The sequence below is a fragment of the Fusicatenibacter faecihominis genome (assembly GCF_020686945.1).
In the GTDB taxonomy this organism is placed as follows: domain Bacteria; phylum Bacillota; class Clostridia; order Lachnospirales; family Lachnospiraceae; genus Limivivens; species Limivivens faecihominis.
In genome coordinates, this window is the sequence record NZ_JAJEPR010000024.1 from 1 (window position 1) to 15,801 (window position 15,801).

At 41.6% G+C, this 15,801-nt stretch carries 11 protein-coding genes; 1 reads left to right on the forward strand and 10 read right to left on the reverse strand.

From position 1 onward, the window contains the following. Positions 1-319 precede the first annotated feature (319 nt). From LKD71_RS12650 to LKD71_RS12675, 6 genes are all read right to left on the reverse strand, one after another. Entirely contained in the window at positions 320-913 is a 594-nt protein-coding gene (locus LKD71_RS12650; RefSeq protein ID WP_227615685.1) for a D-sedoheptulose-7-phosphate isomerase, read from the reverse strand. After that, positions 910-1,893 carry an ROK family protein gene (locus LKD71_RS12655; protein ID WP_331466466.1) on the reverse strand — a complete coding sequence of 328 codons (984 nt, stop codon included), beginning with the start codon at positions 1,891-1,893 and terminating at the stop codon, positions 910-912. Before LKD71_RS12655 ends, LKD71_RS12650 begins: the two co-directional genes overlap by 4 nt. Positions 1,894-2,079: 186 nt before the next feature. After that, positions 2,080-3,564 carry an ABC transporter substrate-binding protein gene (locus LKD71_RS12660; protein ID WP_227615686.1) on the reverse strand — a complete coding sequence of 495 codons (1,485 nt, stop codon included), beginning with the start codon at positions 3,562-3,564 and terminating at the stop codon, positions 2,080-2,082. Between the two features lie 102 nt (positions 3,565-3,666). Beyond that, positions 3,667-4,584, reverse strand: coding sequence for a carbohydrate ABC transporter permease (locus tag LKD71_RS12665; RefSeq protein WP_227615687.1), 918 nt, complete (start codon positions 4,582-4,584; stop codon positions 3,667-3,669). A gap of 8 nt (positions 4,585-4,592) precedes the next feature. Then, entirely contained in the window at positions 4,593-5,558 is a 966-nt protein-coding gene (locus LKD71_RS12670; RefSeq protein ID WP_227615688.1) for an ABC transporter permease, read from the reverse strand. A gap of 10 nt (positions 5,559-5,568) precedes the next feature. After that, the gene (locus LKD71_RS12675; protein ID WP_227615710.1) at positions 5,569-7,884 is read right to left on the reverse strand and encodes a glycoside hydrolase family 2 protein; all 2,316 of its coding nucleotides are present in this window, start codon (positions 7,882-7,884) and stop codon (positions 5,569-5,571) included. A 303-nt stretch (positions 7,885-8,187) separates the two neighbouring features. Between LKD71_RS12675 and LKD71_RS12680 the strand changes: the two genes are divergently transcribed. Further along, positions 8,188-9,390, forward strand: coding sequence for an ROK family transcriptional regulator (locus LKD71_RS12680; protein ID WP_227615689.1), 1,203 nt, complete (start codon positions 8,188-8,190; stop codon positions 9,388-9,390). 75 nt (positions 9,391-9,465) lie between these two features. Here LKD71_RS12680 and LKD71_RS12685 read toward each other — a convergent pair whose 3' ends face one another. The 4 genes from LKD71_RS12685 to LKD71_RS12700 all read right to left on the reverse strand — a co-directional run bounded on the left by LKD71_RS12685 (position 9,466) and on the right by LKD71_RS12700 (position 15,526). Further along, entirely contained in the window at positions 9,466-11,784 is a 2,319-nt protein-coding gene (locus tag LKD71_RS12685; RefSeq protein ID WP_227615690.1) for an alpha-L-rhamnosidase, read from the reverse strand. Between the two features lie 70 nt (positions 11,785-11,854). Further along, complete coding sequence (locus tag LKD71_RS12690) at positions 11,855-12,793, reverse strand: carbohydrate ABC transporter permease (protein WP_227615691.1); 939 nt, start codon at positions 12,791-12,793, stop codon at positions 11,855-11,857. A gap of 20 nt (positions 12,794-12,813) precedes the next feature. Continuing rightward, the gene (locus tag LKD71_RS12695) at positions 12,814-13,746 is read right to left on the reverse strand and encodes an ABC transporter permease (protein ID WP_178047378.1); all 933 of its coding nucleotides are present in this window, start codon (positions 13,744-13,746) and stop codon (positions 12,814-12,816) included. 136 nt (positions 13,747-13,882) lie between these two features. Next, complete coding sequence (locus LKD71_RS12700) at positions 13,883-15,526, reverse strand: extracellular solute-binding protein (RefSeq protein WP_227615692.1); 1,644 nt, start codon at positions 15,524-15,526, stop codon at positions 13,883-13,885. Positions 15,527-15,801 lie beyond the last annotated feature (275 nt).

The window sequence follows — 15,801 nt, forward strand, 5'->3', positions numbered from 1 at the left end:
ACCATGTGCAGATATGCACAGTTTTCGCTTTCATCTCGGCAATTAAATTACCGAGGATTCCCGCTTATTTTCCTAAAATGATGATACACTGGGCCAAAATCCTCTTGTAAGCAAGCTTACATCGGATTTTGTGTCTATTTAACCCCGATATCAAATCATGCGTTGCCCGACAAATGATTTGATCAATTTTTCCGTGCCTTCGATATTCTCAAAATTGATAAAGTCATTATAAACCAAGACTCTTCGAAATGCTATGTTTACTTTGGATTATTTCTTTATAGCAAAAGCCCGCATATCATCGATATACGGGCTGATCGTATTATTTTCCAAAAAAAGTTTCTTCTGTTTTCGCGCACAAATAATGATAAATCGGTAAATGATATTCCTGGATCCGATAGGTTTCCTTTGCCGGTGCTTTGATACACACCGTCGAAAATCCTTCTGCAAGTCCTCCATTTTCCCCCGTCAGACTCAGCGTTTTTATTCCCATTTCTTTCGCGATTTTAAGTGCATTCACCACATTTTTGGAATTCCCGGAGGTAGAAATTCCAATCACCAGATCTTCTTTTTTTCCATAAGCATAGACTTGTTGGGCAAATACCAGATCCGGATCAGAATCATTGGAAAATGCCGTCAGGAAACCCTCCTGGCTGCACAGAGAAATTGCAGGCAAAGCTCCCTGTATTTTTTCTCTCAGCTCCATGGAAATCCGTTCATCTGTCACCTGCCGCGGAAGCAGAAAGCCTTTCATCAGCTCCCCTACGATATGTTCGCTGTCGGCTGCGCTTCCCCCATTTCCGCAGACAAGTACCTTTCCATGATTCTGATAAACAGCAAGCAAAAGTTCCAGCGCCTCCGCGATAGAGCCCTTGCATTTCTCCAGTTCCGGATATCGTGACAATAAGTCATTCATAGATTTATCCCCTGTTTTTTCTCTTGATCCATTCCATATGCTGCAACCGTGAGCGCTGCAACATCTCCCAATTTTTCGCCCAGTCCGGAAGGAAGGATCTGGCAACATTCCAACGACTTCGGTAAACATTCTCTTTGTAGTACTTCCCACATTGTATCCAGCAACAGTTCTTTACTTCTCACATAAACACTTCCTAATATAATTCTTTCCGGATTTAGAAGATCAATTAAAACTGCCAGTCCCTGTCCAAGCATTTTTCCGCACTGCTGATAAACTTCCATGGCATCTTTGTTTCCTTTATTGGCGTATTCTGCAATTTCTTTTGCTGTGATCGAAGATAATTCATTTATATTTTTACAAAAAGATACTTTTTTTCCCTGTTGAAAAAGCTCTCTTGCTTTCATCATCCCCAGCTGCGCGATTCCGCCTCCTGAGCAGAAGCCTTCAAAAGACCCTTCTTTTCCGTACCCTACCGGGCCATAGTTCGCCATTCTCACATGCCCGATTTCCCCTGCCATATCACAGGCTCCTGTATACAATTCCCCATTCAAAATCAGCCCAGCGCCCATTCCTGTTCCAAAGGTAAAAAAAGCCATGTTTTTCGCACCTTTCCCTGCCCCCAGCTTCCATTCTGCCAGTGCGCAGGCATCTGCATCATTCTTCAGAAAAACAGGAATTCCAAATTCTTCTCTCAATAGATCCGCAATCGGAATCTGGTCCCACCCAGGCAGATTTGGCGGAGACAAAATCTGGCCTTTTTGTGAATCCAGCGGCCCTCCACAGCTCACTCCAATCGCCTGAGCCGTTCCAAATCCATGAATGCTTTCTTTCACTTCCTGCAGATTTTCCTTCACATTTGTAGTCGCAAATATCTTCTTTTGAAAAATTTCTCCCTCACTGTTTCCATAAACGACGGAGCATTTTGTTCCGCCGATATCCACGCCGATATAGCATGCTTTTTTATCCTGTTCCATCATCATTTTTGTACCTTCCCCATCCTTTTCTTTCAATACTGTAGAATCATCATTTCTTACGCCTCTGATATCTTCTATTTATTCCTAATGGTTCAAACATTAATTGAGGAAATCTTCCATAAAATAATGATTATATTCTTTTAGTCGGCTGCATATCGATTTTTCATCAACATGCAGCCTTATTTTCAAACATTATTTCTCTTTTGTCTCCAGAAAGTCCTGATACTGATTATTTGCTGCATCCAATAAGGTCTGAAGGCCATTGGCCGCCAAAGCTTCATTGAACTCTGCAAGGATTTCATCTACATCTGCTTCGCCGCTTAATACAGTTACCTTATATTCCAGACAGGTACTTGCGATTGCACTCACTTCTGCACTGTATTCGGATGGATTAAAATAGAAACCGGTATGTTCTGTAGAAGTTGCATTGTTATTAAAATCTTTCAGAACATTTCCAATGTCCGACAATCCGGCTGCAACCTGCACATCCGTTACAGAATTGATGTAATGATTTCCCATCTGCCAGCATGCACTGCCATAAACCTGCGCTCCATATCCACTCTGGCCAACCGTAATTACACCGTTTTCATCTGACGTATAATCCACATCTTTTTCTCCAAAAGTTAAAAGATCGATAAATTCTTTATTTCCATAAGCAAAATTTAATACCTGCATGGCAGCTTCGGGATTATCAGAAGTTGCAGAGATAGCATTTCCCCATCCTCCAGGGAAATCACAGAATGTACGAACTGCATTTTCATCAAATAAAACTTTATCGAATTTACAATTTCCAACGCTATACTGTTCAACAGTTCCGGGTTTCATGCGGGCAATACGGCAGAAAATCTGTCCTTCGTTCCAGAACAAAGCACTCGCATCCGCTGTAGTATCCGTAAAGACATAACCTTCTTCATTCCATTCCCTGATTTTTTTCAAAGCGGCTACTACTTTTTCATTTTCATAAGGATTGAATATACCGCTTACATCTCCGGAAATATCCATTCCCATACAAAGATCGGAAGATCGGTTTATATCATCAAGATCCGCCATAACCATCAAAATATTTTCAGAATTTACAGTATCTACCGGATAAATATCAGGTGCCATCTCTTTTACTTTTGCAAAAACTGCATCCAAATCATCAATAGATTTTACCATACTCATGTCAATTCCGCAGTCTTCCGCAATTTTTGTATTGTAATATACTCCGCGCCATTGAGCAAATTCGTGCGCAACCGGAGTCGCATAGAGAGCACCATTATAACGGCAAGCATCAATAATATCATTTCCCATAGCATCCACTACGGAAGAAAGCTTATTCGTCAAATCCTCCTCTGTAATTTCATAAATGCCACCATTGATTGCATAATTGTTTATTGTCGCGATATCTCTGTTAAAAATATCAAATTCTTCTCCGCTTACAATCATATTGGAAATCGTCTGATCATAGTTGTCCCATCCAAGCCATTTCACTTCAAAATCCACATCAATTCCGGCATCATTTAATAATTTTGTCCCTGCCTCGCTAATTCTTTCTTCTGAATCACAAAGATTTCCTACTGCATACCAAGTAATTGTTGGGCGTTCCTCCGCTTTTACCGGCAAAATCCAGTATTTTCCCGAAATCACTGCTGTCATAACTACCATTGTCATTGTCAGAACCTGTTTTTTCTTCATTCTTTCATCCTCCTTAAAAGATAATTTGATTTTTATTGTTCCGAAATTCTATCATTCGGAACCTGAAACTCCACACCTGGAATTTTCATTTCCTTCTCTTTCCTATCCTTTTACAGCTCCAACCGTAAGTCCTTTTACAAAATATTTCTGAAAAAACGGATAAGCTAAAACAATCGGCCCAATTGTTACAATACACATTGCCATACGAATCCCCTCTGAAGGCATATTAGCCAGCATAAGTCCTGCACTTCCCCCAACCTTATCCATATTTGCTTTTAAATACTGTGCACTGGTCAGCATGGAATACAACATATATTGCAAATTGTGCATTGACGTATCTTTTATATAGAGAGAAGGTGTATACCAGTCATTCCAGATTCCAATTGCTGTAAATAGTCCTACTGTTGCCAAGCCTGGTTTACACAATGGAATCACAATTTTAGAAAAGATTTTTGGCTCCCCGGCCCCATCAATCTTTGCTGCATCCACCAGATCATCTGGAATCGAAGATGTCATAAAGGTTCTCAACAAGATCATATTCCAGGCACTCATAAGATAAGGCAAAATATAGACAAAATAATTATTTTTCATATACAAAATCTGTGTATACACCATGTAACTAGACACTGCTCCACCATTAAAGATCATGGTAAAAAAAGCAATAAACGAAAATATTTTTCGATATTTAAAATATTTTCTGGACAGCGGATATGCAAACATCGCTGTAACAATTAAAGAGAGAATCGTGCCTGATAAAGTGGCCCCGATTGTAATTCCATAAGCACGCAACAACATTCCAGATTTTGAAAACACATAATCGTATGCCGCAAAACTCAATTCTTTTGGTATCACCCGATATCCCTGTAAGTTCAGTGAACTTTCTGAACTAAAGGAAACGCCGAGAACCAGAAGAAACGGTACAATACATAAAACTGACCATACAATAAATATCAGGTTTAATACAGCATCCGCCTGCCATGGTATCGTATTTACGCTTTTTAATTTCTTTTTTCTCTTCATATGCCACCTCAAAACAGTGCATAATCTTCATCTATTTTTTTGACAATCCAGTTTGTCAGCACCACCAGAATAAATCCAACAATAGACTGGAAAAATGCTGCAGCTGCTGCGTAATTGATAGAAGAAACACTATTTCCAGAAATCAAGTTTGTATACACATATGTATCCATAGTAGAAACCGCTTTTGTTAAAATACCATTTAATCCCAACTGCGGCACCGTATAAAATAAGCCAATATCTGTATTAAATATTTTTCCAATGTTCATAAGGGTAAGAATAATAACCATCGGTCTTAATAAGGGTAAAGTAATTGACTTAATTTGTGTCCATTTCCCCGCTCCGTCAATTGCTGCCGCATCAAAAATACTGGTATCAATGTTATTGATACTGGCCAGATACATCACACTTCCATAACCCGCACCTTTCCAGATATTTATGAAAGTTAATATAAAGGGCCAATATTTTGGACTGGAATACCATTTAATCGGATTCTTTCCAAAAGCTGGCAAAACAGCACTATTCATCAATCCATTCGTATGATTTAAAAAAGCGGTGACAATACCTGTCATGACTGCCCAGGACATAAAGTAGGGCAAAAACATAATTGTCTGATAAACTTTTCTACCATACTGGCTTCTCAATTCATTTAGAGAAATAGCAAAAAACAATGCAATAACCAAGCCTAATACAATAAACGCCAGATTATATAAAAGCGTATTTTTTAAAATTACCGGTGCATATGTACTCTTGAAAAAAGCTTTTAAATTGCTAAGTCCTACCCATTCTCCAAAGAATGCAAACTTTTTGAAATTGATTTTTTCAAATGCCATAACAATACCGGCCATTGGAAGATAATTGTTAAAAAATAAAACAATCAAGCCTGGAACTAACATCAAAAACAAAAAACGATTCTTTTTCCATTCAGAGCACCTGCCTTGTTCAGATCCTGTTCCTGTACTCTTTTTATGTTTCATTTTGCCTTCCTCACTCTCTTCTTATAATCCCGGCCTTTTCTGCATATTTTAGGTAAGCCACTTTATCAAAGGGTGCCTTCCAGGTTACAAAGTGATTAAAGAACCTTTTCCCTTCTGTCTTCCATTCTATTTTATAGAAAGCTTTCCTTTTTCTACTGTCAAGCAAAGCAATTTCCACACAGGAATCGGCTGGAAGGAAGGCATCTCCTTCTGCTGCCACCACATCACAGGTGACATCTGTCACACAATAGTGAATCTTTTCTCCTGTCGGAAGATCATTTGACGCCATCAAATGGATATTTCCATTTTCTTCCGGTTCATCACACAGCAAAACGACTCTTTCCTGAGAACGCTTGATGTAATCATAGGCCAGTTTTTTATCAAAATAGTAGTCTACTACCGCATCCGAAAACTGCGGACAGCCGTCGAGCACATTCCACCAGATGATTCCCGTTCTCTTCCATTTTCCAATCCGAAAACGTTCAATAAAATACTTCTTTGCCTCTGCCTGGGAAATCTGGCTCAGGAAAGAAAACTCTTCCAGATCCTTTGCCTCACATCCAAAAAGCACCCGGATCTGACTTGCCATCAGCTCAATCCGGTATGCATACGGTTCCTCCATTTTCTCCGTCGGACTGGATGCATGAAGCAGCCATTCTCCATTCAGCTGGTACGGCCATAATGCTTTTTCTGAAATAAATTTTCGGATGGATTTCACAGAAGGACAGCCATGGTAACCGGTTTCTGAAGCAAAATGTGCAATCGCATTTTTATAAAAATCGCCTTTGTAATAATCGCGCGGTCCCCACAGATGCTGTTCCGGAATTCTGGAATCTCCTGCATGATTTTTAAAAGCCACCTCATCAATGTACGGAGAACTGGGAAGATATTCTCTAACATAATCATTCATACGAAGTACTTCCGGGATAACCCTCCGTGTATTGCGGTTGCTGTTTGGATCCACCCTTCCATTCGTTCCCCAGAGAATCGCTGTATCATTTTCATTGTCTCCGGACCACAGCGCAAGGCACGGATGCTGACGGAGCCTTCGCACATGGAACGTCACTTCTTTTTCCAGCTTTTTCAAAAATTCTTCCGACTGAGGATATCTTCCGCATGCTTCCATAAAATCCTGCCATACAAGAATTCCTTTTTCATCGCAGATTTCATAAAACTCATCCGATTCGTAATAGCCTCCGCCCCAGCAGCGGATCATATTACAATCCAGATCCAGCACCAGGTCCAGAGCCGGTTTGATTTTATCTTTTCCTCTGGATGGGAAAGAATCCAACGGAACCCAGTTTGTTCCAAGGATGAAAATTTTTTTGTGATTCACAAGGAAACAGAATTCTCCCTCCCCTTTTTCACTGGTAAGGCTTGTCCGATCGAGTTCCACGCTGCGGACTCCGAAACGGAAGGACCTGGAAGCAAGGAGCGTTTTCTCCTGTTTCAGGCGAACTTCCACCTCATATAAGTTTTGTTCTCCTGTTCTTCTCGGCCACCACAGCTTCGGATTCTCCAAGGCAATTCGTAAATGACCGGCAATTCCCCAGACATCTGTTTTTTCAAAAAAATGTGAGTTTCCACAGGTACCTTCTATCTCCAGCGTCAGTCCTGCATACGCAAGCTCATCCAGATCCAGTTCATAAAAATACTCCAATTCGCATGTTTGCAAATCTTCCGATAATTCTCTTGTAAAAAGATAACTCTGTTTCCATGTAATCTCATCTTTTTCTGTGATCCGTACATCTTTCCAGATCCCCCCGGAAAGCATCCGCGGGAAAATATCCCACCCAAACATATAGGCCGCTTTCCGAATATACATGGCATCCATCTGATATTTTTGCGTATCTACATACAATGGATAATCATAGTTTCTTGCCTCTACCGCAATTGGAAGAATATGTACCAGAATTTCATTCGTCCCTTTTTTCCATTCATTTCCGGGAATCAGAAAAACCTGTGGCAGGAACATATTATCGGCTTTTGCCAAGAGTCTGCCATTGAGATAAATTTCTGCAACAGTATCAATTCCTTCAAACTCCAGCAGATACTCTTTCTGATCTTCCGCATGAAACGTAAAGGTTTTTCCATAAAACAGATGATTCCTTTCTCTTCCACGTTCCTGAAGAAGGTTTTCTCCAAAAAACGGATTTTCTATCAGATGCTGCTTTTCCAAATCTAGTTCATAATTGCCAGGAACGGTACCATTCACCACCAGGATTCCCTTTTTCTCAAGGGTTTCCAAATCTTTGATCTCAAGCTTTAATTTTCGGTACTCTTCATCGGTACAAATCCCCAAGCGCCATACACCATTCAGATTCATCAAATAATATTCCCTCCTCCTGCATTTTATAATCTGCTATACAAATCCCGGTTCTTTCTCTTAGAATTTTTTTTAAAAATTCTTTTTCTTTCCTTTATTTTAGTTTGAACTTTATTTTTATTCAATTTATTATTGTTTTTCTTTATTTTTTTGTGCATCTTGTCTGTTCCATATCTCTTCAGAAGGTCATTCTGTCAACCTTTGCTTTCCATTGATAAATATTTAATACATCAGATTTACAAATATTTCAAAAAGAAATACAATGATGCTATCAGGTATTGATTCTTCATAAGGAGGGATCCTATGGCAAAAGAGACAAAAAACAAAGAAAGTCAAATCAGCAACACACTGATCTATCTGATTGCCACCAGTCAGAAAACGATTACGCGCACAGACCTTGCAGAAAAAACGGGATTAAGTAAGATGACAATCAGCAATCATATCAATGATCTGATACAGATGGGAATTATCTCCGAACAGCCCACAAACATAGTTTATGATCATTCTGCAGGAAGAAAAGCCATTCCTTTGCAGATTTCTTCTTCTTCCCCTTGTATTTTAGGCATTCTGATCAAACGAGAATTTTGTCAGTCCATTCTGGCCGACGTATCTGGAAAAATCATCGATATGACCCAGACTCGCTTTTCTCCCCATATGACCAGGGATGAATTTATCCAGATTCCAATTGCTCAGTATGAAAAACTGTTTTCCCGTGCCAGAAGACCTCTGATCGGATGTGGAATTTCCTGTGTCGGCCCCGTAGATAACAAAAGCGGATATATTTTAAATCCTCCTAATTTTTACGGCATTACAAATGTTCCAATTGTTTCCATTCTCAAAAATATAACCCACCTCCCCACATTTCTCATTCATGACGCTGATTCCGGTGCTCTGGTAGAAAAACTTTACGGACGTGGGATTCCCTATGATAACCTGATTTATATCCATATCGCCTACGGGATCGGAGCCGGTTTCATCTTAAATGGCAAACTTTTCAGTGGATTTTCCGGAAGGAGCGGAGAAATCGGCCATACTTCCATAAACTTCCATGGACCTGTTTGCAGTTGTGGAAAGAGAGGCTGCCTGGAATTATATGCCAGCATCCCGCAAATGCAGAAAAAGATCGCAGAGCTGCTTCCTTTTTTCAAAAATTCTCCGTTCCAGAAAATTACAGAACCTTCCTGGAACGATATCCTAAAGCTTTCATTAGATGGAGATCCCATTGCTTCTATCGCTCTGGACGAATTCTGCACTTACCTCAGCTATGCTCTGGCAAATACGTTAAATCTTCTGGACTTTTCAACCATTATCATCGGATATGACTCTCCGGAAAATAGCGACATTCTGGAAAAAATCTTATATGAAAAGTTAAAAAGTTCTCTGAATATGCCAGGTTCCAAGCTGGAAATTTTTCATTCTCGCTTCAATGGGGAGGCTCCGCTTCTTGGGTCCATTGCCGTTGTCGCCAATGAAATTTTTTCACACCAGCTGAAACTACTTCCCTGATCCGTTGCCTTTTTCCCCACGCAAAAAAAGAACAGCTGGCACAACTGTTCTTTTTTTGCTATCGTTTTGAATGTATTACCTGCAGGATGCCAGATACCAGCAGCCCTGTCCTTTTTCCAGATAAGGCTTCTTGCTGTCCTCAATCATCAGATCCTGATCCAGCATAAGCTCACAGCTTACAGTGTCTGGGCATTTTACTTCCAGATAAATCCGTTCACCCTCTCTCTTCCAGTAGACAGATACTTCACCGTCCGGAAGCTGATGGCTGGCTTTTGCATAGGTCAGGCTGCTAATGAAGGTCGGCCGGATCAATACTTTTTTGCTGTTTTCCACATGAATGCCTCCGGGGTATTTCATGTACCACTGAACCACATCACAAAGGAAGTGGTGATTCAGAGAAGCATTTCTATATTTCATGTCTGACATGATCGTTTCCGGCATGGAGGTCTCGCCTGCTTCTACAAAATAGCCATAACTCGGATAAGAAGGTCCGGTGATCATCCGATATGCCAGTTCCGCTTCTCCGTAATCAGAAAGTACATGAAACATTACCCGCAGTCCCAGGAAACCACAGTTCATCTTATCACCATCTCGATGGATGATCTCCATTAAGCGCCGGAATGCCTCCGGTTTTTCTCCCGTATCAAAAATATCATAATAAATCGCCAGCGCCTGAGCTGTCTGACAACTGCTCTTTACCAGCATCCTGTTCAAATCCAGGTACTGGTTCCGGATCGCCTCACGCAGTTCCCGTCCAAACTGTACTGCATAATCACGGTTCAGTGACAGTCCTGTCTTGTCAAACATAACCTCTGCTTCCCGGCACATCAGGTATACCATCACCGTATCCGTAAATCCCAGAGGCGAAACATAATCATCCGCTGCCCGGTCTACAGGAACCCAGTCACCCAGTCCGATGGCAATAATGCCATTTTCATCTCTCTGTCTGGAAACATATTCCAGATAGCTCATCATTGCATGGGCATTTTCTTTTATGGGCTCTGTATCACCGCGATACTTGTAAATGATATAAGGCAGTTCAAACAATACCTTATCCCAGGCAGGTCCATTCCCCCATGCAAAGCCCCAGTCGCCAGTAGGAATGATCCCTGGAATTCTTCCCATGGGATCCTGCGCAAGCCGGATGTTATTCAGCCATTCCTTCCAGCTCTTTTCCGCCCCCATAGTCAGAATCATATGCTCTGCAGATATCTGGGCGTCCCCTGTCCAGCCGTTCTTCTCGCGATGCGGACAATCTGTCGGAAAATAGTAGAAATTCGCCCGGTCACTTACCCTTGCTATATGATAAATCTCATTCGCCAGCTTATCAGAACACTCAAAGGATCCTCTGTTTTCCAGATCGGAACTCATCACCAGATAAGTAAACAAATCCTCCGTTGCCTGTTCTTCTTCAATTCCGGTCACATAAAGATACCGATACCCATGGTATGTAAACATCGGTTCAAAAACTTCTTCCTCTTTGCTGCCTACGATATAGATGTCTCTCTGAGAATAGCCATCCGGATAAAAATAAATATTCTGATAACTTAAAGCCCCGTTTTCCAGCAGTTCTCCACACTGGATATCGATGCGCTGTCCTTTATGCCCTTTGATTTTCAGGCGGAAAATTCCGGCATTGTTCTCTCCAAAATCATAAATGTAACCGCCCTCTTTTTCCAGTCCGCTTTCCGGTGTGGTCTGTCCGCACAGCCCTTCCGGCACATCTCCCCGTGGAGTATAATCTGCCAGAGCGCCCTTCCAGATTTTCACCGGTTTTCTTTCTTCGACCACTGCAATGGGCTCTGCTTCACACAGCTTCGCTTTTCCTCTTGGCCGATCTGCCAGAATGGGTTTATGCCAGTTCTCATCTTCCTGGAAACCTGGCTGATCCCAGCCTTTTTCTTCTTCTCTTTTATCAAAAAAGACTCCTGACCGCAGATCATTGAAAAATATCGGGCCCTTCTTACAGGAAAAATCCATTGCATCAAATTCCTGTTTTTCTCCGTCACTTTCCACTTTCATGGAAAGAGCCAGTTTCGGAGCCGAGTTGAAGACATTGTCCATAAAATCCCAGACACGGGTCTTGGAATTCTGGAAGCCATCTCCCAGCATCACGCCAATGACATTTTCTCCGGCCTTCAGCCAGGGCGTCAGATCATAATGATCATAATAAACAATATGATCCGTATTGGAAATATAAGGAGCCAGATAGCCCTTTGTAATCTTCTCTCCGTTAATAAATAGATCATAAAAGCCCAGTCCGCAGATCAGGATTTCACCGCTCTGCGATCCTTCTTTTAACACAAAGCTCTTCCGGAAAACAGGAGCTTTTACATGCTGTACATAAGAAGAATATTCTCTGCATTCACTGACAAAACGATTTGAAAAATCCATACAAACCTCCTTTTTTCTGTTTCCTGTCATCTCCGCAAATACCTTTCACAGAAAGACATCTATTTTTTTCTCAGCCTTTTACTGATCCGATCATAATACCCTTTTCAAAATATTTCTGAAGGAAAGGATAGATCATCATCATCGGCAAAGTGGAGATCACAATTACTCCATATTTGATCATGTTGGCGGTATCTGCCTGTTTGATCAGAGCCATCATTTCTTCTGCGGAAAAGCTCTGTCCATTTATCATTGCCTGCTTTGCAAAGGTACTCTTTGTCAGAATTTCCCGAAGGAACAGCTGTAATGGGAACTTGCCGCGGTCTTTCAGATAAATCATTTCTACAAAGTAAGAATTCCAGCGTCCGACACCATAGTACAATGCCATAACCACCGTGATGGGTTTTGCCAGCGGGAAAATGATCTTTGTGAAAATCTGGAAATCGTCACAGCCATCGATCACGGCAGCTTCCTGAAGTTCGTAGGGGATCGCTGTCTGGAAGTAGGTACGGCATACGATCAGGTTGTAGGTAGAAACCAGGCCATTGACCAGGATCATCGCGCGGGTATCCAGAAGTCCAAGACTCTTTACATTCAGATAGCCGGGGATCATACCGCCGCTGAAATACATCGGAATCATAAAGAAGATCATTATGATTCCACGTCCCCGCAGGTCTTTTCTGGACAATGCATAGGCACAGGGCATCGTTGCAGCTAGATTCAGAACCGTTCCAAAAAAGGTGTAAAAAATCGTATTCAGATAGCCTGTCCAGATTTCCTTGTACTGGAAAATGTATTTATATCCATCCAGATTCGGCTCTACCGGAAGCAGAAGCATTTTTCCTGCTGCCACCATCTTCGGATCACTGAAGGATGCGCTTACCACAAAGAGTAATGGATAAAGCATCAGAATCATCAAAGCAACCAATATAAAATAAACCACGACATCAAACGTCGTTATTCTGGCTTTTCTTTTTTTCGTTTTTGTCGTTGCTGCCGCCGTTGTTGTCATATTTCCTCACTCCTCCCGTCTTAGAATAAGCCCTGGTCCGTTGTTCTTTTTGCTATAAAGTTTGCAAGGATAAGAATGGTGCTGTTGATTACGGAGTTGAAAAGATCCGCTGCCGCACCAAAGGAGAAATCTGCCTGTTCCAAGCCTACTTTATACACATACGTTGAAATGACTTCGGAACCACTTAAGTTCGTTGTATTCTGAAGCAGATATACTTTTTCATATCCAACGCTTAAGAGGGAGCCACACTGGAGAATCAAGAGAATAATAATCGTAGGAATCAATACAGGTACATTGATGTACCAGATTTTCTGAAAACGGTTGGCACCGTCAATCTCAGCTGCTTCCAGAAGAGACCGGTCTACACCTGACAGAGTTGCAAAATAAATAATGCTTCCCCAGCCCATTTCCTGCCAGACAGCGCTCAGCACATAAATCCATTTAAAATTGGCAGGATCCTGCAGAAAATTGACACTTTCCCCGCCAAGCTTGGTAATGATGATATTAAAGATACCGGAAGTCGGATTCAGAAACAGTGTCAGCATACCACACATAACAACCGTTGAAATAAAATGCGGCGCATACGACACGGTCTGGAACGTTTTCCGGAAATGCCCGTTTGACACTTCATTCAGGAGCAAAGCCAGAATGATCGGGAGAGGGAATCCAAGAATCAGAGACAGAAGACTTAACGTCAGTGTATTTTTCAGAATAATCGGAAACCAGTAAGAGCTGAACAGACGTTTAAAGTTGTCCAATCCGATCCATTCACTTCCCATAATTCCAACGCGCATGTTGTATTTTTTAAATGCAATCAAAATACCATACATTGGCTTGTATGCAAAAAGCAGGAAAAACAAAACTGCCGGCAGACACATGACATAAAGCCGCCAGTTTTTCCAGATACTTTTTTGTTTTTTGTGATTGATTGTTTTCTGCTTAGGCTTCGACATATTTATCCTCCTTCTTATCAGCAATCTCTCCAGTAGACACTTGGGAAAAATGTTCAAACAAGCAGAACGGTCTCCCTTTTACAAATAATGGGGAGGCTGCTGTCACCTCCCCATTGGATCAAACTTTTTCTGTTATTTATTCAGCGGATACTGCCAGATAACGGTCATAAGCAGCCTGCTCGATCTGAATCAGTTCTTCCATACCCATCTGGTTTACGGTTTCTTTATACGCATCCCAGCCCTCATCAATATCAGTCTGGCCGGTAATAAATTCAGCTCTCATCTGTCCAAGATAAGTAGAAACATCATTTTTCAGAGAAACTCTTCTGTTGGTTTCTTCGTTGGTATATGCAACGATCGGATAAGCGTCCTTCGGTGTAATACCATCCTGGCGGTAAGCTTTTGCAACCAGCGCAGCCCAACCAAACTCCGTGAGCACTTCGTCTTTATCCAGGGTTTCAATCGGAACTTCAAACAGAGCTACACGATCCAGATTGGATTCATGCATGTTCAGGCAGTTATTCAGAACGGAACCTTTATAACGATATTCTTCTGCAGATGCATAACCATCCGGGCATCTCCACTTCGGAACCTTCACGCCAAGAGCTTCATTTTCATTCCAATCCCAGCCCTGTCCTTCGTATCCGATAGCACCAGCCATCATGCCTTCTTCACTGAAGAAATAGTCAACAAACTTGGCAATTTCTTCCGGATGTTCGGTGTCAGCACTTGCTACCAGACAGATACCATCTACAACCGGGCTGAGAACGGAAACGCCGTGATCCTGGTTATACTCAGAAGAAAGTCCGGAAACAGCAACCCAGTCTTTATCGGTGCTGATATCAGTAACAGTCAGTACGAACGGAGCAGAACCACAACCGAAAAAGCCATATCTGTCTTCCTGAGCTTTTGCAGTCTCCTGCTCACTGCTGTCATAGGTAAATGCTTCCTGATCGATAATTCCCTCATCCCACAGTTTCTTCATGAACTTCAGGAATTCTTTGTAATTGTCAGAGGTATTTGCAAGATATACCTGGTTGTTTTCGTCTGCCTGAAGGATATAGGTGAAATCACCCCAGCCTGCAGGATAAATTCCAAACGCATCCAGAAGGGTTCTCTCAGCTCCCTGGTAGCCGCCGTAGGTATCCCACAGCATCGGGATCTCATCGGTAGCATCACCATTTCCGTTTGCATCCTGTTCTTTGAAAGCTACCAGAACGTCATACAGCTCGTCCAGAGTAGTCGGAACCTCCAGACCCAGGTTTTCCAGCCAGGTCCGTTTGATAAAGGTTCTCATCAGACGGTCTGTCATATCGCTTCGAATCTGAGTCATGCCATAAATATGGCCATCCTCAGTCGTCAGGAAAGACTCCAGCTCCGGATACTCTTCAAAGGTAGCTACCATGTTCGGCATGATATCACGATACTGATTGAAGTCCAGAAGATATCCCTGAGAACCGTAAGAATTGACATCACTGATCGAAAATCCGGCGTTCAGAATCAGATCCGGCAGTTCATTTCCTGCAAACAGAAGTGTTCTCTGGGTCGGCCAGTCCGTCTCTGTAAAATCACATTCCAGGTTGATTCCCAGGCGATCCTTGTATTCCTGAATACATGCAAGGTTCGTCCAGTCTTCCAGTCCTGACGGTTTGTTTCCTGCTACTGTCAAGGTGACACCCTCTTCAGAAATCTTCTCACTGGCACTCACGCTCACACCCATTCCCATTGTCATTGCGCCGACGAGCAGTAAAGCAATCACTTTCTTGTTACGATTTTTCATAAAAACCCTCCTTTTTATTAATATTTTATTTTTATACGTCAATTCCGTATAAATTCATTGTTATTAGACACTTTTCGACTTTGTGTCGAAATCGTCTATTTTATTTTCTCTATTTTTCGAAATCGAATGTTTATTTGAGCTACTTCAACAGTATAGCTATTTTTTCTTGACATTACAAGTGTTTTTTGATGTGTTTTGTGCATTTCATCGAAATAGATAATGTTTTCCTTTTTCTTTTATGCATTTTTTACATTTGTCTAATCTTTCTCCACATT